The 22,574-nt window shown below is 43.1% G+C and carries 16 protein-coding genes; 4 read left to right on the top strand and 12 right to left on the bottom strand.

The features are described 5' to 3' along the window. Positions 1–15 precede the first annotated feature (15 nt). Positions 16–933, bottom strand: coding sequence for a proline dehydrogenase family protein (locus B1K52_RS08760; RefSeq protein ID WP_077307352.1), 918 nt, complete (start codon positions 931–933; stop codon positions 16–18). Between the two features lie 233 nt (positions 934–1,166). Between B1K52_RS08760 and B1K52_RS08755 the strand changes: the two genes are divergently transcribed. Together B1K52_RS08755 and B1K52_RS08750 are read left to right on the top strand one after the other, a co-directional pair. After that, complete coding sequence (locus B1K52_RS08755; RefSeq protein WP_077307350.1) at positions 1,167–2,204, top strand: endo-1,4-beta-xylanase; 1,038 nt, start codon at positions 1,167–1,169, stop codon at positions 2,202–2,204. A 188-nt stretch (positions 2,205–2,392) separates the two neighbouring features. Further along, a complete protein-coding gene (locus tag B1K52_RS08750; protein ID WP_077307348.1) occupies positions 2,393–4,654 on the top strand; it encodes a glycosyltransferase family 2 protein in 2,262 nt (753 codons plus the stop codon). A 628-nt stretch (positions 4,655–5,282) separates the two neighbouring features. On the opposite strand, the gene B1K52_RS08745 is transcribed toward B1K52_RS08750, so the two are convergent. The 8 genes from B1K52_RS08745 to B1K52_RS08710 form a co-directional block, all read right to left on the bottom strand. Further along, positions 5,283–5,951, bottom strand: coding sequence for a hypothetical protein (locus tag B1K52_RS08745; protein WP_077307346.1), 669 nt, complete (start codon positions 5,949–5,951; stop codon positions 5,283–5,285). A 235-nt stretch (positions 5,952–6,186) separates the two neighbouring features. After that, positions 6,187–8,307: an RNA degradosome polyphosphate kinase gene (locus B1K52_RS08740; RefSeq protein WP_256855878.1), complete on the bottom strand. Its 2,121-nt coding sequence runs from the start codon at positions 8,305–8,307 to the stop codon at positions 6,187–6,189. Positions 8,308–8,401: 94 nt separating this feature from the next. Next, positions 8,402–9,949, bottom strand: a complete 1,548-nt coding sequence (ppx, locus tag B1K52_RS08735) for an exopolyphosphatase (protein ID WP_077307344.1) — start codon at positions 9,947–9,949, stop codon at positions 8,402–8,404. Positions 9,950–10,062: 113 nt separating this feature from the next. Continuing rightward, positions 10,063–10,794 carry a hypothetical protein gene (locus B1K52_RS08730; RefSeq protein WP_077307342.1) on the bottom strand — a complete coding sequence of 244 codons (732 nt, stop codon included), beginning with the start codon at positions 10,792–10,794 and terminating at the stop codon, positions 10,063–10,065. Continuing rightward, positions 10,791–11,216 carry an SMU1112c/YaeR family gloxylase I-like metalloprotein gene (gene gloA2 / locus B1K52_RS08725; protein ID WP_444851940.1) on the bottom strand — a complete coding sequence of 142 codons (426 nt, stop codon included), beginning with the start codon at positions 11,214–11,216 and terminating at the stop codon, positions 10,791–10,793. The genes B1K52_RS08730 and gloA2 overlap by 4 nt, the downstream gene beginning before the upstream one ends. A gap of 63 nt (positions 11,217–11,279) precedes the next feature. Further along, positions 11,280–13,817, bottom strand: a complete 2,538-nt coding sequence (locus B1K52_RS08720) for a LuxR C-terminal-related transcriptional regulator (protein WP_179106512.1) — start codon at positions 13,815–13,817, stop codon at positions 11,280–11,282. Positions 13,818–13,986: 169 nt separating this feature from the next. Next, positions 13,987–15,402, bottom strand: coding sequence for an aryl-phospho-beta-d-glucosidase (locus B1K52_RS08715; RefSeq protein WP_077307338.1), 1,416 nt, complete (start codon positions 15,400–15,402; stop codon positions 13,987–13,989). Then, a complete protein-coding gene (locus tag B1K52_RS08710; protein ID WP_077307336.1) occupies positions 15,390–16,310 on the bottom strand; it encodes an ROK family protein in 921 nt (306 codons plus the stop codon). Before B1K52_RS08710 ends, B1K52_RS08715 begins: the two co-directional genes overlap by 13 nt. Before the next feature lie 132 nt (positions 16,311–16,442). Between B1K52_RS08710 and B1K52_RS08705 the strand changes: the two genes are divergently transcribed. Continuing rightward, positions 16,443–17,438 carry a helix-turn-helix domain-containing protein gene (locus tag B1K52_RS08705; protein WP_179106511.1) on the top strand — a complete coding sequence of 332 codons (996 nt, stop codon included), beginning with the start codon at positions 16,443–16,445 and terminating at the stop codon, positions 17,436–17,438. Between the two features lie 449 nt (positions 17,439–17,887). On the opposite strand, the gene B1K52_RS08700 is transcribed toward B1K52_RS08705, so the two are convergent. Both B1K52_RS08700 and B1K52_RS08695 read right to left on the bottom strand, forming a co-directional pair. Next, positions 17,888–19,231: a UDP-glucose dehydrogenase family protein gene (locus B1K52_RS08700; protein ID WP_077307332.1), complete on the bottom strand. Its 1,344-nt coding sequence runs from the start codon at positions 19,229–19,231 to the stop codon at positions 17,888–17,890. Positions 19,232–19,426: 195 nt separating this feature from the next. Then, positions 19,427–19,945 (bottom strand): RNA polymerase sigma factor, encoded by a 519-nt coding sequence (locus tag B1K52_RS08695; RefSeq protein ID WP_077307330.1) that lies wholly within the window; start codon positions 19,943–19,945, stop codon positions 19,427–19,429. A gap of 354 nt (positions 19,946–20,299) precedes the next feature. Between B1K52_RS08695 and B1K52_RS08690 the strand changes: the two genes are divergently transcribed. Then, a complete protein-coding gene (locus tag B1K52_RS08690; protein ID WP_077307328.1) occupies positions 20,300–20,920 on the top strand; it encodes a LysE family translocator in 621 nt (206 codons plus the stop codon). Here B1K52_RS08690 and B1K52_RS08685 read toward each other — a convergent pair. Next, positions 20,897–22,189, bottom strand: a complete 1,293-nt coding sequence (locus tag B1K52_RS08685; protein WP_077310548.1) for an amino acid permease — start codon at positions 22,187–22,189, stop codon at positions 20,897–20,899. The two genes, B1K52_RS08690 and B1K52_RS08685, sit on opposite strands and share 24 nt — an antisense overlap. Positions 22,190–22,574 lie beyond the last annotated feature (385 nt).

The raw sequence follows: 22,574 nt of genomic DNA, 5'->3' as shown, positions 1-22,574 counted from the left end.
AGATCGCTCCTTTGTTTATTTTTTGGTCATACCTTTCAGTGCAAATGCAATGTTTGCTGGTCGCTCTGCCAGCCTGCGCATGAAGTAGCCGTACCAGTCATCCCCATAAGGCAAGTAAATTCGTACCTTATAGCCTTGCTTTACGAGCTCTTCCTGCAGCTGCTGCCGCATACCATACAGCATCTGAAATTCAAATTTTTCTTTCCCTATTCCTTTTTCCAGTGCATAATGTTTAGCAAAGGACACCATGCGCTCATCATGCGTAGCAATAGCTGTATAGCTACCGCTGTCCAGCTGCTTGGCGATTAATTTACGATAGTTGGCATCAACGTCCCGCTTGTCTTGGAAAGCAACGGAAAGCCGTTCTTTGTAGGCACCTTTCACCAAGCGGACGAATGGCTGCAAATGCTGCATCCTATCCAAGTCTTCACCACTTCGGTAAAGATAAGCTTGAATGACAGTGCTCACATTTTGGTAATCAGCCTTCAGCTCTTGAAACAGATTCAATGTTTGCGCACATCGCGTTGAATCTTCCATGTCAATCGTCACCATGACATCGAGACGATCCGCAGCTGTCAAAATCCGGCGTAAGTTCAGGCGGACAAGCTCTTCACTAATATCCAGCCCAAGCGCGGTCAGTTTCAACGAAACATGCGCATCCAGATTTTCTTTCTTAATCATCTCTAGCGCTGCGACGATTCCGCTTGTACGCTCTAGAGTCGTTAGGGGATCATCCACATATTCACCTAGATGATCAACTGTTACACTCATGCCAGCTTTGTTTTGTTCCTGGATGAATGGAATGGCTTGATCGAAGGATACACCACCTACGATTTTCCCTCTCACCATTTTAATGCCATATTGACTAGCCAATTTGTTCAACTGCTGGTTCTTTGATAGATACAAGAAAAAATTGCGAGATAAAGCTTCCAACTGTAACACCTCCCAATTCACTTGCACATGTGCTATACGTTCATTGTAGTCGGATAGGAAAAGGCTTACAATATGCAGGAAAGACAAACATTTCACCTGTTTTTGTGTATTTCACACAAAAATTAGACAGTTGCAGAATTATCTCCGTTTGAATGGTTTACTTGTCTGTTCTTACGGTTACATGTACCTATTAACCGTTCGATTCATCTCGAACAAACGTGGAGGGCTTTTCGATGAAAAAGCGTAAATGGATCTGGATGGGAGGAGTTATCCTTCTTATCGGGATTGCACTAGGAGGGTATATGATGGAAAGACAAACTTTGCGGAAGCTCGCAGACGATGAAGATTTACGCATTGGCTCTTCCATTCAGTATGATGCACTCATGGAAGATACGAACTACCAAGAACTTGCAACGACTGAGTTTTCCAGCTGGACGATTGAAAATGAAATGAAAATGGATGCCATGCAGCCTGAAGAAGGTGCTTTCAATTATGTCAAAGTGGATAAAATGATTGAGATGGCCCAGGAGCATGACATTGAAATCCGCGGTCATGTACTCGTTTGGGGAGAAGCACTGCCAGCTTGGGTGCAGGATCAAGCCGTCGACCGGGCATCAGCTGAACGAATTCTAAAATCACATGTCCAAAATATCGTAAAACAGTATAAAGGCAGAATTGACACATTTGACGTTGTAAATGAAGCTTGGCATGATAATGGCACGCTTCGGGATACCATTTGGCTGCGTACAATTGGTCCTGATTATATTCCGCTTGCTTTCCAATGGGCGCACGAAGCCAACCCCGATGCCAAACTTTATTACAATGACTTTGGCACGGAAATGTCAAACGAAAAATCAGAAGCGATGCTGGAAGCACTAAGCGCTTGGAAAGAAGAAGGCGTACCGATTGATGGCATCGGCACACAGATGCACCTAGACGCTGCCGATCCTCGCTTCTCCAAAGACCGTATCGCAGAATGGTTCAAGCGAATCGAGGATGCTGGATTCCAAATAGCTGTCACAGAGATGGATGTGAAATTACAGAACTTGAATAATGGAGACGCTAAAAATATACAAGCAGAACGGTACGGGGATGTAATGGAAATCTGCCTGGATACAGCAGCCTGCGAAGAATTTACTGTTTGGGGTATTTCCGATAACTATAGCTGGGTTACCGAACAAGAATCCGCTGCTGGCAAGCCATTGTTGTTTAATGAGAATAGCCAGCCCAAAAAGGCTTATCATACAATAAAACGAAAGCTATTATTCTGATCAGCTTCTAAGATAGACTATTGCGGTAACTGCATAGTCTATTTTTTATTCTCATTTTCCTCTTCCTCTCCCTCTTCCAATAAAATTATACAACTTATGACATAAGAAGAAAGAATGAAGGGAAGAAGAAAACAAGCTTGAATCCAAGCGATGCTCGATAAAAATACTAGAAGCAAAGGAAGTGATGCATGTTGCAAACGTCAGAAATCATTTGGCTGGCTGCTTCTACAGCAGTATTACTTGTATTATATCTGTTTGCCCGGAAACACATAGCTGCCAAATATGTATTGCTTGCAGCCTTCTTAGGTTTGAACCTTGTTTACCTTATCTGGCGGACGGCCTTTACGCTCCCGACCGTCGGTATTATAAGCTTAATTGTCGGCATTTTGCTGTTAGTTACCGAATGGGCTGGCTACCTCCAGTCTATTGTTTTTACAGTTCTGTCTTGGAAGCCGTTCCAGCGGAAAACGATTCCGCTGTCTGCCTTTGAAGAACTGCCAACAGTGGATGTGTATATTGCTACTTATAATGAGCCCGGCGATCTTTTAAAGCGAACGATTGTGGCGAGCCAGATGATGCACTATCCGAAGGAAAAGCTGAAAGTCTACGTGTGTGATGATGGCAGACGAGCAGCTATTCGAGAGCTAACGGAATCACTGGGTGCTTATTATTTGGACCGCCCGGATAACATGCATCAAAAAGCCGGCAACTTGAACGCTGCTATGACAAAAACGGATGGTGAGATTATTGTCACAATGGATGCTGATATGGTTCCGCGTGCTAATTTTCTGGAGCGAACAATCGGTCATTTTACAGATGAGAAAGTCTCCTTTGTGCAAGCACCGCAAGTGTTTTATAATTCCGACGCATTTCAGTACAACCTATTCTTTGAGGAAAACATCACGAATGAACAGGATTTCTTTATGCGTCGGCTGGAAGAAGGTAAAGACCGATTTAATGCGACGATGTATGTTGGCAGCAACGCTCTATTCCGCCGTTCTGCTTTAGAAGCTATTGGCGGTTTCGCAACAGGTGTCATTACCGAAGACATGGCAACCGGCATGCTGCTCCAAACAAAGGGCCAAAAGACTGTCTTCGTCAATGAAACGCTGGCTGTCGGACTATCACCAGAAACATATGCAGACTTGCTGAAGCAGCGTGACCGTTGGTGCCGGGGAAATATCCAAGTTATCCGAAAATGGAACCCGCTTACGATTAAGGGGTTGAGCTTTATGCAGCGTCTGTTGTATATGGACGGCATTCATTATTGGCTTTTCGGCATTTATAAGATGGTCTATTTGCTGGCTCCGCTGTTATTCCTGCTGTTCGGTATTTATAGTTTGCAAACAGATTTCTCCACCTTGGTGCTATACTGGCTGCCGGCATTTTTGTCATCCCAGCTGGCATTCCGCCGGATGGCAGACAACAAACGAACAACATTGTGGAGCCATGTTTATGAAGTAGCACTTGCTCCTTACATGGCTTTATCGGTTCTGACAGAGCTCTTCTTACGAAAAACGATCAAATTTAATGTCACCCGAAAAGGAATCCTCAATAACCGGCGTCATTTTCTATGGCGAACGAGTACGCCGTATGTCATTTTGCTCGCAATGAGTCTTGCCAGCCTAATTATGATTGGGATTGATTTATGTACACCAATTCAGCTGTACCATAATGTCGAGATGCTATATATCAATATTTTCTGGGTACTCTATAATGCTGTTGCACTTGTGATGGCGCTAATTATCGCAGTGGAACGTCCGCGCTTCCGAGAGGCAGAGCGTATCGATATCACAATAGAAGCACAGATGGAAAATTCACTTGACGGCGCTGCGTATCCAGCAAGAATTATCGACTTGAGCGAATATGGCGCTCGTTTAGAATTGCTTGATGTAAAGTCTGCCCACATGCTATCAGCTGGTGCTGCTCTCACACTGTGTGCCGGGCCGCTTCAAGACGTACAACTGCGAAAACATTGGGTTTCCCAGCAAGGGACAAGCTATTATGCCGGCGTCTCGTTTCAGGATGTCACTCAAGCGCAATACCGCTCACTCGTCCAAATGTTGTTCGTTGATGCAGCAGATATTTATTCTAACCGGGAATATGTGAATTCCACACTCTGGCGTGCAGCAACTCGTTTCTTCCGCCAAACAAAAGCAATACCGAAACAAGCAGAGCGGCAAAGCATTCGAGAAACGATCGCTGTCCCGGGCATCTTGCATACAGAAAGAAATCACAAAATGGAAACGACATTACTGGATTACAGTTTAAGCGGCTGCCAAGTAGAACTGAGAAAATCATTAAAACCAGGACAGATTTTGCGTTTGTACACGAATCATAATAATTTCTATGAAAGTGACGTTCGCGTCCAATGGGTTCAGAAACGCGGACGTAAATATTTAGCTGGGTTGCGATTCCTGACCGAGACTGCTGATTCAGATTCGGCTTAAACATATAGATCTGGTATACGGTTAGGATAGCGTGTTTCCGAGCACCTTTTTTATTAATATTTTTAACTGAAAAACAACCCTGCCTAATTGGAAGGGTTGTTTTGATGAAGAAAAATGATTTAGCGTGTTTTTAGGTAAAAATCCTCAATCTGGTGTTTCTCTTTTAAGTGACTTCTTACGTAACCACATTTACACGAATCTGTAATTGTATCAATCTTATGCCGTCCTCGCATTTTACAGGCGAGCTTATAGAAAATCTTCATGATGACACCCACTTTCTAAAATACGGTAAAAATATCAGCTATTCATCCCAATTTCCAAGCGTAAAAATCAAACCTTTGTAATAGGTGTTTATGCTCACGTATGTTGTAAGTAATCCAGCATATAATCTAGCCCTGCAAACAACAACAAACATTCGCACATAATAGTATGTTTTTAGACCGTTATATAGAAGTGAAATTAGCATGAATATTTAATCTTCACATTTAAATAGGAGCTTATTAATTTCTTTATATTCAATATGAACACAACTTGTGATAGTGAAGGTAGATGTATATAAATAATGAGACAGCAGATGAATCTGAACAAAATAAAAAAAGCAGAAGGACCTTATCCTTCTGCTTTTGCTTTATCCCTTAATATATTCATACAGTTCTTGCGTCTCGGTCTCTGCACCAAATGCCCGTGTTGCATCCCATATCTTGTCCACATTCGCCCCATTGATTTCTGCGTCTAAGTCATGGAAGATACGGTGCACATAACGTAAGCTGTTCACATCTGCACTGTCGGTTGCAATGCGCATAAATGCTTCTGCGTTCCACATATCGTTTACCGCTTCAGAAGCTGCAAAGCCTTCTGTGCGCAGACGTTCTACATCCTCCTTCAGCTGTTTCCATTCTTCGGATTGAGCCAAATAATCAATGTCTACGGTTTTAATATGGCCCCATCCGGTAAGATCGTTCAAATAGGCATGCTGTTCGCTGATAAGTTGTTTGGCGAGCTCTTCATTCTTATATGCCACTGACGTATCGTATTGTTTATATGTTAGTGTGGAAAGAAAATCTTTCGTATCACCAGAGAGATCGGTGAGCTGTGAGGCGCCATCTTCTTTTTCTTCCACAGGCTCGATCTCAACTACTTCTTGTTCTTCTTCCGCTGCTGCTTGCTCAGCAGCTGTCTGTTCCTTCTGCTTTGAATCCGCACTGCTTTCTCCATCTTCTGATAAGTAAAAGTAAGCTCCTGTACCTATGATGGCTACTAACACAATACTTAATAATGTAATAAAAAATGCCTTCAACGTACTGCCTCCTTGTTGGAACTATAAAATTAGAATAAAAAATTGCTAGATTCCATTATAACAATAGTTACCAGTAAATTCTGTCGAAACATAGAAGAGATTGAAAAACTAGCTGTGCAATTTTCCTAAGCAAGATCGTGCAACGCATTGATATATTAAAAGAATCCAAACGATTTTGCAGTATCGTTTGGATTCTATATAATCTGAATACTTTTGCCTCAGCTGCAGTTCCTTCCTATTCTTCATCCTCCATCACGTGATGATATGCTTCAGCAAACAAGGTCATCTGGCTATCAATCAGCTCTTCGTTGTCTCCTCGTATCACATAATGATAGACACCGAATTCATCCTGCTCTCTCGCTTTGCTGTTATCTTGAAGCATCAAATCAAGAATATTGCGAATACGACGTTTGATCGGTCCGTCATAAATCGGGAATAAGATCTCCACTCGCTTCTCCATATTTCGTGTCATCATATCCGCTGAAGACAACTGCATTTTCTCTTCGCCGCTATGATGGAAATAATAAATGCGTGTATGCTCTAAGTATCTTCCGACAATACTTCTGACCCGAATATTTTCACTGATTCCTTTTATTCCCGGCCGTAAACAACAGATTCCTCGGATGATCAAATCTATTTGTATGCCAGCAATGGATGCTTCGTACAGCTTCTGAATGATCGGCTTATCCGTAAGCGAATTCATTTTCATGATAATACGTCCATTGTTATATCGCTTATGCATCTGGATTTCATCATCAATCATCTTAATAATATCGACTCGGATATCAAATGGCGCTACCGACAAATGATGGAAGGTTGGCTTCTCGGTATATCCACTCAAATAATTAAAGAAATTCGTCGCATCAATACCCATCTTCCGTTTCGAAGTGAACAGCCCCATATCTGTGTATAGCTTGGCCGTCTGATCATTGTAGTTGCCCGTACCAAGATGAACAAAGCGCTCAATTCGGTTATGTTTTCTCCGTACGACTAGTGTAATCTTACTGTGGGTTTTCAAGTGTGTCATCCCATAGATGACATGACAGCCGGATTTCTCCAGCTCCTTCGCCCATTGCACATTATTCTCTTCATCAAAACGCGCTTTCAATTCGAACAAAACAGTCACTTGTTTGCCTTTCTCGGCTGCTCGTTTTAACGCATCAATTATTGGCGAATCGCCGCTTACACGGTAAAGCGTCTGCTTAATGGCCAGAACGTCAGGATCATCTGCTGCTTTTGAGACTAACTCGACAACGGGCTCAAAAGACTCGTAAGGATGGTGCAGGAAAATATCCCGGTCGTTAATAGCATCAAATAAATTTTCATCCGTCTCAATCTCTGCCGGCGGCTGCGGAATAAGGGTTTCGTAAACGAGATGTTCTCGTTTTGGTGCTACTAATTTATAGAATTGCATCATTTTTGTCAGGTCAATTGGTCCATCAATTTCATATACATCTTTGCGGTGTATATCTAATGTTTCTGTTAAGAAGGTAACCATGCTAAGGTCATATTCCTGCTTCGGGATTTCCAGCCGGACGGCTGCGCCCCATTTACGCTTCTTTAGTTCTTTCTCGATGACCTTTAATAGGTCACGAGCTCCTTCTTCATGGATTGTCAGGTCTGCATTCCTGGTAATTCGGAATACAGTGGATGATTTAATCTGATAACCACGGAAGAGCTTGTGGATATAATGGCTGATTACATCTTCCAGCAGAACGAAATGCAGCGCATCTTCAGCTGTATCTGCTAGTGGAATAAACCGATCCAGCACGGCAGGTACTTGTACAATCGCTCGCTTATGCTGGTTCGTCTCGTCAAGCTCCCTTTCATCTAGTAAGGAAACCGCTAAGTTTAAGCTTTTGTTGAGCAGCATTGGAAACGGCCGGTAAGCATCAACTGCCATCGGTGTGAGGACAGGAAAAATCTCTTCTTCGAAAAATGTTTCCATACGTTGCAACTGCACACTGGAAAGCTGCTCCATTTTCAGCAGTTCTACATTTTCTTCTCGCAGTTCTGGAATGACACTCTCTTGGAAAACACTATTTTGCACTTCTACAAGACGGTGCGCCTTGGCGCCTATTTTCTGAAGCTGCTGCTTCGGCGTCATGCCAGCCTTATTCTCCGGCCGATTGAAACCAGCTTTTACTTGATCTTTCAGACCAGCTACTCGCACCATAATGAACTCGTCCAAATTGGAACTGAAAATTGACAGAAACTTTAGCCTCTCCAACAAAGGGTTGCGCTTATCAAGCGCTTCCTCCAGCACTCGTTCATTAAAAGCAAGCCAACTCAATTCCCGGTTATTATAATAATTCGGGTTATTCAATTCTACCCGCAGCTGTTCCTCTGTTCTCAATCCCACGCACCACTTTTCGACAATATTCTTCCCATTTATTATAACAGCTGCGCCTCTTTCAGCAGTCAAAACAAATGTAAAATTTGTGTAAAGATTAACTTATATAGGAAGTTGCGTCCTCCTGAAATGCGAGCTGGATATTACGGCGCAGCTGCTTTTCGAGGTGTTTCTTTTGTTTTTCCACCTGGTAGCTTTCTGCACGCCAATCTTCTTTACATGTAACTGTCAGAACAAGCTCCTCGCCTTCTTGCTGCATATCAATAGCTGATATAATATTGCGCTTTGTCGCATGCAGACTGCTGGCTAACTTAATTACGGCTCCAAGCAACCGGTAATGCGCAAGCTCCTCCTCTTGGAACCAAGTTTGGAACACTTCTGCATTTCGGTTGTAGAAGGATTTATTTTTGAAGGATGCAAGCAGTGCTAAAATAATTCGATCTTTATGCAGCAGGCCATCAATTGTACGATTGGCCAATAAATAAAACGAATGCTGATTGCCCGATTCTGTATCAATGTACGCGCCAATGTTGTACACATACGCTGCATATCTCACTAAAAAGATATCATGGTCCGTTAAAGTTACCAATCCTTGCTTCTCTACAAGCTTCGCCAGCTGCAGTGCTGTTTCCTGCCGATTTTTTGCCTTGTTGACATCAATTTCAAAATCCTTCGCCAGCTCATCAAAACTGCGATCGAGAACGTCGGTAAACAGCGTCATCTCTTCTCGACGATGCAGTACTTCAAACAGCAGTCCATCACGAAGCCCTTTTCGGCTTAGTACAAAATCACTTGTGCCGACGTAATCAAGCAGGCAGCGGAATACTTGCATCGCTGGCAAAATAATATCCGCCCGATCTTTGGACAGTCCGTCGACTTTCTGCAACTCAGCAAAACTGAGCGGCGTAATCTCATCTTCTATTTTCTCGATATCCTGCTTCGTCATCTTATATTGATGCAAGCCTGCTAACGGATAGCCGACTTCTTCTTGGTGTATTTGGACGACATTACGCGCGCTGCCTCCGATAGCAATAATCGGCTGCTGTTTGTCTTCCAACCATTCCAAAGTTCGAAGCTGCTCACAAACATAGGTATGAATTTGCTTCAGTTCTTCTTCTGTCGGTTTTTCTCCAGCTACAAACTGCCGTTTTAATGATAAAGCACCGAATGGAAAACTATAATAGAAGCGCAATTCTTTACTTTCAAAATACGTTACTTCCGTACTGCCGCCACCGATGTCAATTGTGATTCCATCGCGAAATGGCGTACTGTTCGTTACTGCCAAATAGCCAAGATACGCTTCTTCATAATCAGACAGCACCTTGATACGGAAATCCGTCTTTTGCTCTACCAAATCTAAGATTTCTTGCTGGTTCTTCGCGTGACGCACGGTCGCTGTCGCTACACATGTTGTCGTCTCCAATTCATAAAAACGCGTCACTTCTTGGAAACTCTGCAGTGTTTTGATTAGCGTCTTGATTCCGTTCTCGTCCAGTACACCATCTGTACCAAGATAGTTGCGCAGACGTGCGACAACCTTTACATTTTCTCTTTCTTTAATACGACCGCTTTTATCTCGCACATACACTACAAGTCGCATGGTATTTGAACCAATATCAATAATGGCATAATACTTGGTTTTCATTCTACATCCCCTCACATCTTCAGCCTTTGTCTCCATATTACCCAAAGTAAGTGCAACGTAACATTTTGCCTAAAAGAAAAGCCGCACATTTGTACTTGTGCGACTGGCGGGCATTACCCTACTGCCTTAATTTCCTCTTTTTCTTCCTCTTTATCTTGATTTGGTTCAGATTCCGGTTCCTCAGGTTCTGGTTCTACCTCAGGTTCGGGCTCCTCTTCCTTCACCGGTTTCTCTTCCTTCACTGGTTCTTCAGGCTTCGAATCGGCTTTAGGTGTCTTTACTGGTTTTTCTTCCCGTTCAGGATTTTTTTGCTTTGGCTTCTCTTCGGACTCATCCGCTTCATCCTTACTGCTGGATGAAGATCCGCTGCTTGAAGACCCGCCACTCGTGCTGCCTCCGCTATAATTCGATGAACGGCCACCGTTATAGCTGGAGGAGCTGCTGCCAGAGGAACTGCTCGCCGGAGCTGTGTAATAGTATGCTGGCGTTTCATATTCAGAATCAGAGCTGTATGTATCGTCTTCTGTTTCTGCTGCTTCTTCTGTCTCGGCCACCTCTTCCGTTGTCAAAACTTCTTCGGTGTCAGCCTCTTCTTCAAGCGATTCAAGTTCTTCTTCTACTGCAATCATTTCTTTTTGAAGGGCAAATTCTCCTTCGATATGTTCGACCTTCACTTCTTTTGGTGTTGCTGATAGTTTCGCTTTCGCCGCAAGCGTCTGCTCTTTCTGTTCATTCGCTTTTAAGGAGCTGCTTGTAACAGATTTGTTTTGTATATAAAAGAAAGCGGAGACAGCAACAGCAAGAAAGAGAATAAACGTACCGATTAACAGTGTTTCTTTCTTCACTTCGCTTCTCCTCCCTCTTCATACAATTCTATCGGCAGTCCATCTGGATCCTGGAAAAAAGTAAAAGCTCTCTCCGTGAAAGGATCAATGCGTACCGGCTCTGTTTTTACACCCATTGCTTCTAAACGTGCCGCTTCTTGCTCGACATCATGAACGGTAAAAGCTAGATGCCTAAGACCGGCAGCTTCCGGATAGCTTGGACGGACAGGCGGATTCGGGAAGGAGAATAACTCAATCACATATGCATCTCCTAGTGCTAAATCCAATTTATAAGAATCTCTTTCTTTTCGATAGACTTCTCTTATACTCTCTAACCCTAATATCTCTGTATAAAATCGTTTGGATTCTGCATAATCCGAACAAATAATTGCAATATGATGCACAGCTTGCAGCACAGCGCTGCCTCCTTCCGACATTACCATTTCTTCCATTCTACTACAAAAACTTCCTCTAATCAGCATATTCTGCAAAAGATATGCGCAACTTTACAGTATCTCGGAATAATCTAAGCCTGCTGCAATTTCCTTTGCTTGTTTGCGATTTTTAACGCCGAGTTTCTCATAAATACGATGGAAGTAAACTTTCACTGTACCAAGTGATAATGCCAACTCTTGCGCTATCTCATTATTGCGTTTGCCTAACTGCAACTGATAAACAAGCTGCAATTCTCGTTTTGTCAGCTTGCTCTGCAATTGTTCATCTTGCGTGCCTTCCGTCCAATAGGAAAGAAGTTGTTCGATATATTTTATTTGCTTTTTTGGCACTTCTTCTCTTCGGCTCAGCTCTTCGAACATGGTTCGGGCTGTTTCCCCGCCTAGCCAGTACGTACGCAGGTATTTCGAATCTGCACTAAGTCGTAAAGCTTGTTTGAGTGATGCAAAGGCTGCTTCTGTATCTTCCGTATACAACAACACGGCCTGTGTAACAAGAAGGTCAATCTCCGCACTTATCCGCCCTCCGAATTTGACGAAGGGTATTAATTTCTTGATATAACGGAGCGCAGTTTGCCTTTCATCCAATGCTGCATAAGCATGAACGAGTGTAATGTATTCATATAAGCTCTTTTGCTGGATTGGCAGTTCCTGAAGTACAAATAGTGAGAGCCAATTCCTTATGCGATCTGTATCGTTTTGCTGGATAGCTATATGGACGCGAGCGGCTTCTGCTTTTTTAAACCAATCGGATGGCGCATTGCTTGTTGTTAGCATATCTTTCAATGCATGCAGCGTTGCTTTCGCAGCTTGTGCATTTCCTTGTTGCTCAACCTCCAGGCGAGCCTTTAGTAGATAGACAGGAACGAGCAAACCTGGAAGGCCGAACAAATCTGCAATCATGAGTGCTACATCTAAGTGGCGTTTTGCTTTCCCAGACATGCCCCATTCATAAGCAATCTCTGCTAAGCAGATGTGATAGTAACCACTGAACACAGATTCTTTGGTTATCTTTGGCGCTAAGCATTCATATAAACGATGAACAGAACGCAAATCACCGCCACCGCCAATTGTGGAATGTAAAATCGTCGCGTCGTGACGATTGTAATCAAATGAATGAGAAAAATATCTGCTCGTAATGGGGCTGTACACAAGTGCCTTATTGGCATTGTTAAGTGTACTTTTCACATCATCCTGTAATATCGAAATAAATGTCTTCAGCGTATACACATCGGTAAAATATCGCTTTTCTTCCGCTTCGGTCAGCTGCAGTTCGCGACGGAGCAGCTGCTCCTCCATCATATGTGCTTGCCGCTCGGCAAGCTCCGGCTGAAAGCGGAAGCAGACGACCCATCCGTAAATGGTACCAAGATCCGGCTGATATATATATTTGCGGGGCAGCATGCTCAGCCATTCTTGCAGCTGTGCTACACGCCCTTCTTGCAGGAGAGCAGGCGCGGCTTTGATAATTAGCCGTTTCATTCGTTCCTGATCACCAGCTTTTGCGGCATAATGAATAGCCATGACGACTGTCTCCTGCGTTTCATACCAGTCACTTGCCCGTTTATACAGTTCCTTGACGTCGATTTTCTCTTGCATATCAAGCATTTCTCTTAAATAGCTGCGAAGATGTCTATTTAAGGTAAACCATCCCGATTCTCCTTCTTCCTCAACGAGAAGACCTTGTGTTTTCAACCGTCTAATGATGACTCGCCCGCGCCGTGTCCCGGCAAGATGGTCACATAATCGAATATGCATCGTGTTCAGAACGGCCGAACACAGCAAATAACGCTGCTCATTTTCCGATAAACTATAGACGATTTCCTGAATAAGCTGACGTGCAACCGTCACATTGGAAAATTGTAAATCAGCGTAGTCTTCACGAAGATGCTCATACATGTGAACTAACTGCAACCCTGCAGGCCAGCCTTTTGTCTGCTGCATGATGTTCGCTATTGCCTCTTCAGATGGCTCTCGATGAAGATACGTTACAATATACTGCTGCAATTCTTCTGCTGAGAAAATAAGATCTTGCTTGGTAATCTGCAGCACTTGCTGATGACGCAGCAGTCGCTTGAGTGATACACCTGCAAAAGACTGTCCCGAAACAATGATATGGTATGTATCTGGCATCTCTTCAATAAAGGTTATCAATTCACCCAGCTCTGGCGAATCCGCCATCATATGAAAGTCATCAATGACTAACGCACCGCTCAATTGATATGTTCGAAGACATGCACAAAGCGTAGCAATAAAATGGGTTGGCGAAAAAGAAGTGCTCTGGAGAATATCCAGCAGATTAATCCGTTCCTGTTCCGGCAAACCCGGCATATGTACAATTACTTTCTTCCAAAAGGCGACACGCTGAATATCTTCTTCTCCTAAACTGATCCAACCGACTTCCAGACTGGTTTTACCCGCCCATTCTCTTAAGATTGTGGTCTTCCCATATCCGGAAGGAGCCGTCACTGTTGTCAGCTTACAAGTTTCGAGATTGGCCCATACACTGCCAGGCTTAATACGCTCAATTTCCATCCGTCCGATAGTGCCTGTATGTGCCAATTGATTCAAAGTAAGTTTTCGTTCCCTCATCGCCATCAACCTTCTTCATCATAGTTACCTTAAGTATAGCAAAAATTGTAGAATTTTGTGGTACAATCTAGCACTTTTGTATCTATAATGACAAATATTAATAGTATATTGGATACACTTCCAGTAAAATCAAAAAACACCTTACCGCTAAAGCAGCAAGGTGTAATTTTTATGATAAATCTTGTCCATTCGTCTTAATAACACGCTGATACCAATCAAAACTCTTCTTTTTCTTTCTTTCCAGCGTGCCACTTCCATCATTATCTCGATCCACATAGATAAAACCATAACGCTTACTGAGCTCTGCCTTAGAGGCACTGACTAGGTCAATTGGTCCCCAAGTGGTATAACCAATTAAATCGACACCATCTGCCACGGCTTCGCGCATTTGTTCAATATGTGCCCGCAAGTAATCGATACGATAATCATCCTGAATACTGCCATCATCTTCTACTTCATCAAAAGCACCTAGGCCGTTTTCGACAATGAATAATGGCTTCTGATAACGGTCATACAGCACATTCAGCGTCGTGCGCAACCCTTTTGGATCAATCTGCCAACCCCAGTCGGAAGCTTTCAAATAAGGATTTCTAATACCAGTCATCAAGTTCCCTTCGGCTGCTTCTTTTAGCTTCGCTTCATCTGTTGTAGCAATAAACGTCATATAATAACTAAAGCCAATATAATCAACGGTATGCTCCTTCATCAATTCCTCATCGCCTTTTGCAATGTGGAAATTGATATCATGCTCTTTAAAGTAGCGCTTCATATATCCTGGGTAGAAGCCACGCACTTGCACATCCGAAAACTGCAACGTCTTGCGGTCCTGCTCTAATGCTGCAAACACATCATCCGGATTTGGCGTTAGCGGGTAAGTTGTCATTGTTGCAATCATACAGCCAATTTGTGCTTCTGGATTGATTTCATGAGATGCTTTTACCGCTAGTGCGCTAGCAACAAATTGGTGATGCGCGGCTTGGTACATGACGTTCAGCTTGTTTTCGCCTTCTTCAAACTGTAAGCCGCCGCCAGTAAACGGTGCGTGCAAGACGACATTGATTTCATTAAATGTCATCCAATACTTTACTTTGCCTTTGTAACGTTCCAGCACCGTGCGCGCGAACTTCTCATAAAAACCAATAACTTTCCGATCGCGCCAGCCACCGTACTGCTTTACGAGATGCAGCGGCATTTCATAGTGCGAGATTGTAACTACTGGCTCGATGCCATGTTTGAGCATTTCATCAAACAAATTATCATAAAACTGTAAGCCTGCTTCATTTGGTTCCGCATCATCGCCATTCGGGAAGATACGTGTCCATGCGATTGATGTACGAAAGCATTTGAAACCGAGTTCGGCGAATAAAGCCAAATCTTCTTTATAGCGATGATAAAAATCGATTCCTTTATGATAGAGATTCAGTTCACCAGGATCTTCAGATGGCGGGTACATGATACCGTTTGGTGAAACATCGGCAGTAGACAAACCTTTGCCGTAATCTTGATAAGCCCCTTCCAGCTGGTTGGCCGCTACGGCGCCGCCCCATAAGAATTTCTCAGGAAATACTTTCTTCATTTCTGCCATGTTTCGTTTCCTCCCGTTTTTTCGTATTGTAGTAAGTAGTGGTAAAGTGCCCCATATAAATTGGCATCGCTTTGGTAATGACAACAGACAATATGGGGTTTTGCTACATGCATCGGATTAACTTTCTTCAGCTCTTCTACAGCCTGCTGGATACGTTCTGTGACAATGGGCTGCGCACTAATACCGCCGCCGATGCTAATGACTTCTGGATCAAGTATGTACTGCAAATTGATAATCTGTGCAGCAATATGGAAACAAAACGTATCAAATACCGTATTCGCATCTTCATCACCTGCCAGAATAAACGCAAATGCCTTTTTCCCATCCGAGATGTCTGACCATTCTTTTTGCTTATTGATTGCATGAATCATCTGTACAGCAGAACCGCTTGCTCCAAAAAAGTCGGCTTTGTTCGATTCGGACTCCACTGCTTGCATGACATAACTCATTTCTCCCGCTAACAGGTTTTTGCCATGACGCAACTTGCCATCCAAAATGATACCGCCGCCTACTCCGCTTCCTAAGACAAGAACAACAGCATCCTGTTTCCCTTTTATGCTGCCAAGCCATAACTCCGCCAGTGCCGCACAGCGACCATCATTCTCCACCGCCACGGTGACGCCGTATTTGTCAGCAAGCTTTTTCTGCAAGTTCACGCGATGCTGAAACGGGAAAGAGCCGCCGTTATAAATGATGCCGGTCTCCACATCGACCGCCCCTGGCGTACTTACTGCAATGCCGCGAATGTCATCGCTGTAAAAGCTATCTATGGCTGCATATAAAATAGTGTCAAATGCCTCGATATTTTCCCTGGAAGCAGGACGGGTGTCTTTTTTGATGATTTTCCCGCCTCTGTCCATTAAAGCAGTCTTCACTAACGTACCGCCTATATCTACGACTAAGTACATCTAGCTCACCTCCCAGCTCTGTTCTGTTAAAAACTGTGCATCTTCATGGTATAATGATACCGATTACATTTCTGGTATTTTCTTTTGTTTTTTGGTAGTTACTTTTCATTTTCTATCATGGAGGTTATTCCAATGGTAAACGATTATGCCGCCGTGATGCGGCTGCTTCAAGAAACGTACCCGATACATATTGCTTATGAGCAAACACAAATATTCTCTGATCCATGCTTGATTAAGGAGAAGTCTGGTTATGCTTTATTGCTCCCACTTCTGCAAGATGGGGAAGTAACAGGCACTTTGCAGCTCACAACAGCCAAAGGTCAGGATGTTACAAGTGACACATTAATGGCTATCGGCTCTGTGGCGTATTACATGTTGTATCAACAGGAACTGGATCGCAGCAAGTTACATGCGCAACCGGACCAGCAGCCATTTGTCCAAGCAGCAGAAAACCGACAGAATGTGATGTATCACCATTATCCTTATATGGAGGAAAAAGTCTTCGACTGCATTCGAGCGGGCCGGCTGGATTTAGTGCGAGAGCAGCTTGAAAACTTTCCAGATGGATTAGAGGGAAAGCTGGCGCGACAAAATGAATTGCGCAGCCGAAAGAATTTAGCTATCACTGCGATCACGTTAGCAACAAGGGCTGCCATTGATTCTGGACTGCCGTCCGAACTCGCTTTTACAATGAGTGATATGTATATTCAGCAAATCGAGGACCAAAAAGTGAGTGCCTCTATTAGAAATCTGGAAATAGAAGCGATGTGTGCGTTTGCGGCAAGAGTAAGTGAACGGAAAGCAGGCGCTTATTCCCGCAAAATTGCCCATTGTACCCACTATATTTATCAAAATATTTACGAAGCGCTTAACCTGCAGCAGCTTGCGGATATGCTGCAGATGAATGCGGCGTACTTATCATCCTGCTTCAAACGAGAAGTTGGCATGCCAATTCGTACTTATATCCAGCAGCTGCGAATTGAAGAAGCCAAGCTGCTCGTCCGATTAACAGATCAACCATTACTCCACATCGGAACACTGCTGCATTTTCATGACCAAAGCTACTTCACTAAGATATTCAAAAAACATACCGGACTTACACCGCGTCAATACAGAGAGCAAACATAAAACAGAGTTTGGAACAAAACAAAATTTAATTCATCCTAAAAGCAAACGATTCATACATGCCTACTTTTTTAATGCAGTCCTCCGACGGCTGCTGTCTCTCCAACTCTTGCTGTTGCCGTTGGCCAAATTTTGAAGTAAGACACCGACAAGAAAATCGCTATCTTTTTCGAGGAGTCGACGTATTCTACCCTACATGAGTGAAGGTTTCCCATAACACAAATCAGCGTAGGAAATACACGGAGACTCCCGCGGGAAAAAGGCCTAGGTGAGGCCCCGCAGTGCGTTAGCACGAGGAGACTCACCAGCCGCCCGCAGGAAAGCGGAGTGTATTTCCGAAGCGATGCTCTCATCTAAGTTTCCCATGCAAAAAATCCAAACAACGCTGCTGTTAATTGCAGTATTGTTTGGATTTTATATAGCTTAAACAGTTATGCCCCAGTCTCTACAAATTAGTTAGCTGGCTGATTGGATTTACCTGCCCGAATGACAGACGGACGTCCAATGGAATAATAATCAATATTTGCTGTTTCTACATAGCTGAGCGGGTAGCAGTTACGGCCGTCAATGACGATCGGCTGCTTCATTTTTTGTTCGAAAACTGTTAGCGGAAGATCTTTAAATTCATCCCACTCTGTTACGATGAAAGCTACATCTGCATCTTGCAGTGCTTCTTCTGTTGATGCTACATAATGAACAGATTCTGGGAGCAGACGTTTTGCATTGTCCATGGCGATCGGATCAAATGCCGTAATGTTTGCACCAAGGTCTGCCAATTTGTGTGCCAGAACGATACTCGCTGATTCGCGCATATCATCTGTGTTCGGTTTAAATGCTAAACCGAGCATCGCCACTTTCTTGCCTTCCAAACCGCCACGTACGACCATGTGTGCGATATCAAGCGGAAGCTGCTGCTGCTTGTTGTTTACATTGATCACAGACTCAAGTAAATCAAATTTGTGATTCACGCCGCCGGCAATCTGGATAAGTGCTTTTGTATCTTTCGGGAAACAAGAACCGCCGTAACCAATTCCGGCATTTAGGAACTTATCGCCAATCCGTTTGTCCATGCCCATTCCTGCCGCAACGTCTTCAATATTCGCCCCGAGCTTGCCGCAAATGGTACCAATTTCATTAATAAAGCTGATCTTCGCTGCCAAGAAAGCATTGGACGCATATTTGATCATCTCCGCACTCTCGATATCAGTACGGAAAACTGGTACACCAAATGGTTTATTAATTGCTTCAATCAATTCAGCTGCTTCTTCTGATTCCGCTCCAATTACGATACGGTCTCCATTATATGTATCATAGACAGCAGAACCTTCGCGAAGGAATTCTGGATTTGAAACGACTTCGATGGTTATATCACGGTCAAGTGCTTCGGTAATCCAATGTTTCACAAGTTTATTTGTTCCAACAGGCACTGTACTCTTCGTAACAACAACTGCTCCTTGATTCGATACATTGGCAGCAATATCTCTTGCTACTTGCTGTACGAAGTCAAGATTTGCAGAACCGTCTGCTCGTTCTGGCGTGCCTACCGCAATATAAATCGCAGCTGCATTTTGGAAAGCGATGCTGTGGTCAGTTGTAAAATGAAGATTGCCTTTTTCGATATTTTTCGTCATGAGTTCCGATAGGCCAGGCTCATAAATAGGAGATTTACCCTGGTTCATTTTAGCTACCTTCGTCTCATCGATATCTACACATGTCACATCATGACCGATATCTGATAGCGCCACTCCTGTAACTAAACCTACATATCCTGTTCCAACAATTGCAATTTTCTTCATTTATACGATCCTTTCTTATTTCCAAAGTGAATAAACACTTCTACTAAGCTATATTTTACAGCTAATTATTCGAAATGATAATGTTAATAGTTTACTATAAATTATCCAGTTTGCGGTCATAATTCACGAGATTTTTTCATTAAATTTACAATTTTAACATTAAGTAAAGGGTGCAACAGATGCACCCTTTACTTATTATTTATTATTCTTATATTCCAATATAAACGGCTGCTCCTTGAGTTTGCGATTCACTTCACGTCCCCAATTCTTTACTGCATCGACTGTCGTATTCTCGATACGAGCAATCTCTTTTATTGGTAGCTTGTTTTTGATGCGCCAGTACACATATTTATACTGCTTATCAGTTAATGTACGTTTAACGTTTTGCCAAAATTCCTCTTTCTCCAGAAAATCCAGTTCTTGCTGAATAGCTGCTTGTGTGTGGGCTTCATTGATAATGAGGTCTGTCTTTTCTTGTTCGCGGATGATTTTTCTGAGGTAGTCGATCAATCGATAGCGGATCATTCTGCTTACATAAGAATCAAAGCTGCCTTTCGTCTCATCATATCCTTTACAGGCGAGGAATAAAGCCATAATACCTTCTGACAGAAACTCATCATGCGGATCACGAACTCGCATTCGGTGGATGTGGTAGTGAATCATGTTTTTGTACTGTTCCAGAATTACATCAAAGTCTTTACTACGAATATCCATTATTTCATCCACTCCTTATATTTTCATTGGGTAAAACAGCTTATGAATGACGCTCCTCCTTTTCCTTAATTTAGGACTTTTTGTTCATCCACAGCTATTCTGTCTTATAATCGATTTTTTTGCAATAAAAGGGCGGATTTACCAGTTTCGACATCATGAAGCAAAAACAGGGTGTTTTTACAGTTTCTTAACTGCAATATTTGTCGCCTGAAAGCGAAACAAAAAGAAAACACGCGTTTTCCATTAAGAAAGGCGTGTTTAAGAGGGCATATTAATATTTTGTAAAACAAAAATTTGGACTAGCCTTCTTGGTCGCTGAATAGGCTGTATTAGTCAGCCAAAAGGAGGCCAAGCATGGGAAGTATCTTTAATTATATCTTGTTAGGAATCAGTCTTTCGGCACCAGTCGGTCCAGTTAACGCCGCTCAAATGGAAAAAGGCATTCGAGGTGGTTTTCTCCAAAGTCTGTCTGTCGGCGTTGGGGCAATGCTGGCAGATATCCTTTATATGCTGCTTGTGTATCTGGGGTTTTATCATGTTATTATGATCCCCGTTGTGCAGTCCTTCCTCTATTTCTTCGGAAGCTTTGTCTTCCTTTATTTAGGTGTGGAAAGTGTGCTGAAGACCCGAACATTGACACGTGCCAGCATGACAACTGTCGCACCGCTTCAAGGGCTTCGCTATGGATTCTTGCTTGCACTCGTCAATCCAATCAGCATTATGTTCTGGGTCGGGGTATACGGCTCTGTATTGGCCAAGATCGTCGAGCAAGGCGAAGGAAACCATTTATTATTGTATACGATCAGCATCTTCGTCGGTGTATTTCTTTGGGATAATATCATCGCTTTGCTTTCCAGCAGTTTACGCCGATTCCTAAGTGATAAACTGCTACGAGGGATTACGCTCGTATCCGGTTTGTCATTACTTGGCTTTGGAGCTTATTTTGGCTATTTAGGCGTGCTTAGCGTTTTGTGATTTCTTGCGTTTCACCCAAATACCAATAATTAAAATCAAAACGATAGCTCCGCCGCTTGCATATAAGCCGGGTCGCACTTCTGCTTCAACAGCCGTTCCGCTAATACCAGCAAGCAGCAAAAGAGCTCCGATAACTGACAACACTTTGTTGCCTATTTTATACTTTTCATTCTTCCAGGCAGACGCTAGGATGAACAGCCAGTTATACAGCAGCAGCAAACCAGCTGCTGTGGTAATGTACTCATATATTTTCCCGGGCAATAGTAAAGCGGTAATAATACTGGCAAGAAGCCCGACAGCAGCGAGCAGCATACTCGCCAGGGGCAAGTCTTTAAACTTCAATTTCTTTGCAAAGAGTTGTGGTGCGTCTTTGTCTTTCGCTAACGTCACTAATAAATTGGTAACAGCGAATAGAGCTGCACAAAGTGTAGAGAATCCCGCAATAATAACCGCAGCATTAAACACATGCGGGAAAAATTCGAGCGGCGTTTTTTCCAGTGCCGTAACAAACGGACTTTCATTCGTATGAAAACCATGTGTGCCTACCAAACTGCACGCCAGGAGCAGGGAAATAATATATACAATTGCAAGACCTATCAGCATGACAGTTCCTGCCTTGGCTGCTTCTTCTTTTTTCTTCAGCTGCATCGCCATCAGTCCGATAACCTCGATCCCCCCAAACGCATAAAACGCGTAGATTAAGGAAGCCCATAAGCCTTTGAATCCATCATGAAGAAACGATTCCTGAAACGGTTTATACGTTGATTCTGTTGAAATACCGCCGAATAGGACAAGCAGCGCCAAAATAATAAACATCGTGATTGCAGCTGTCTTTACGACTGCAAACACATTCTCCATTTTATTAAAGCCTTTTGCACCAGCAAGGACAACAACGATAGCCAGCGCAGCGTAAATAGCGGAAAACACCCACAATGGGACATTTTCAAACCAGAACTTACTCAGAAGGGAAATCGCCGTCAGCTGGCTGCCCATAATGAGGATATTGGAGCACCAATAGCTCCAGCCGCAGCTTAAGGCTGCCCATCCGCCAAAGGCTTTGCCCGCGTAATAACAAAAGGAGCCTTCCTGCGGATCGCTAGCTGTCATTTTTGCTAGGGATAGAAAGACAATAAGCGTACCGGCAGCTGCCAATGCAAACGAAATAACAATCGATGACCCCGTCAAATGAATACCAATTACTGAACCAAGAAAGTATCCCGTTCCGATGGTACAGCCAATCCCAATCAATGATAGCTGCCACCATTTCATATTGCCTGAATTAGATGTTTTACCTTGTCCTTTATTACCTGGATGCTTTTTCAAACCGTTCCCTCCTCGTTTCGTTAGTATGAGGAGTAATGATGGAATTATGTAAGACAAGCGTGGTAAGATAAGATTATTCTATCTATGCAAAAGGAGCATCAGGATGCCGTCTAAAGGAAAAAAAGCCTTTTTCTATACTATGCTATTTTTACTCGCTGTAATGATGATTGGAACGATTTATATCGTATTTAACGGATACAAAAATCTGCTTTGATTGGAAAGAGCTGCCACAAAAGGACAGCTCTTTTTTCTTGTATTTCTCCAATCTTTTCCTATTAATTGGTCACTTTCTTATAGAAAGCCCTACTTTTGTAAAGCTTTTGTAAATACT

The sequence above is a fragment of the Terribacillus halophilus genome (genome assembly GCF_900162685.1).
Lineage (GTDB): Bacteria > Bacillota > Bacilli > Bacillales > Amphibacillaceae > Terribacillus > Terribacillus halophilus_A.
This window is presented reverse-complemented; position numbering and strand designations above follow the sequence as displayed.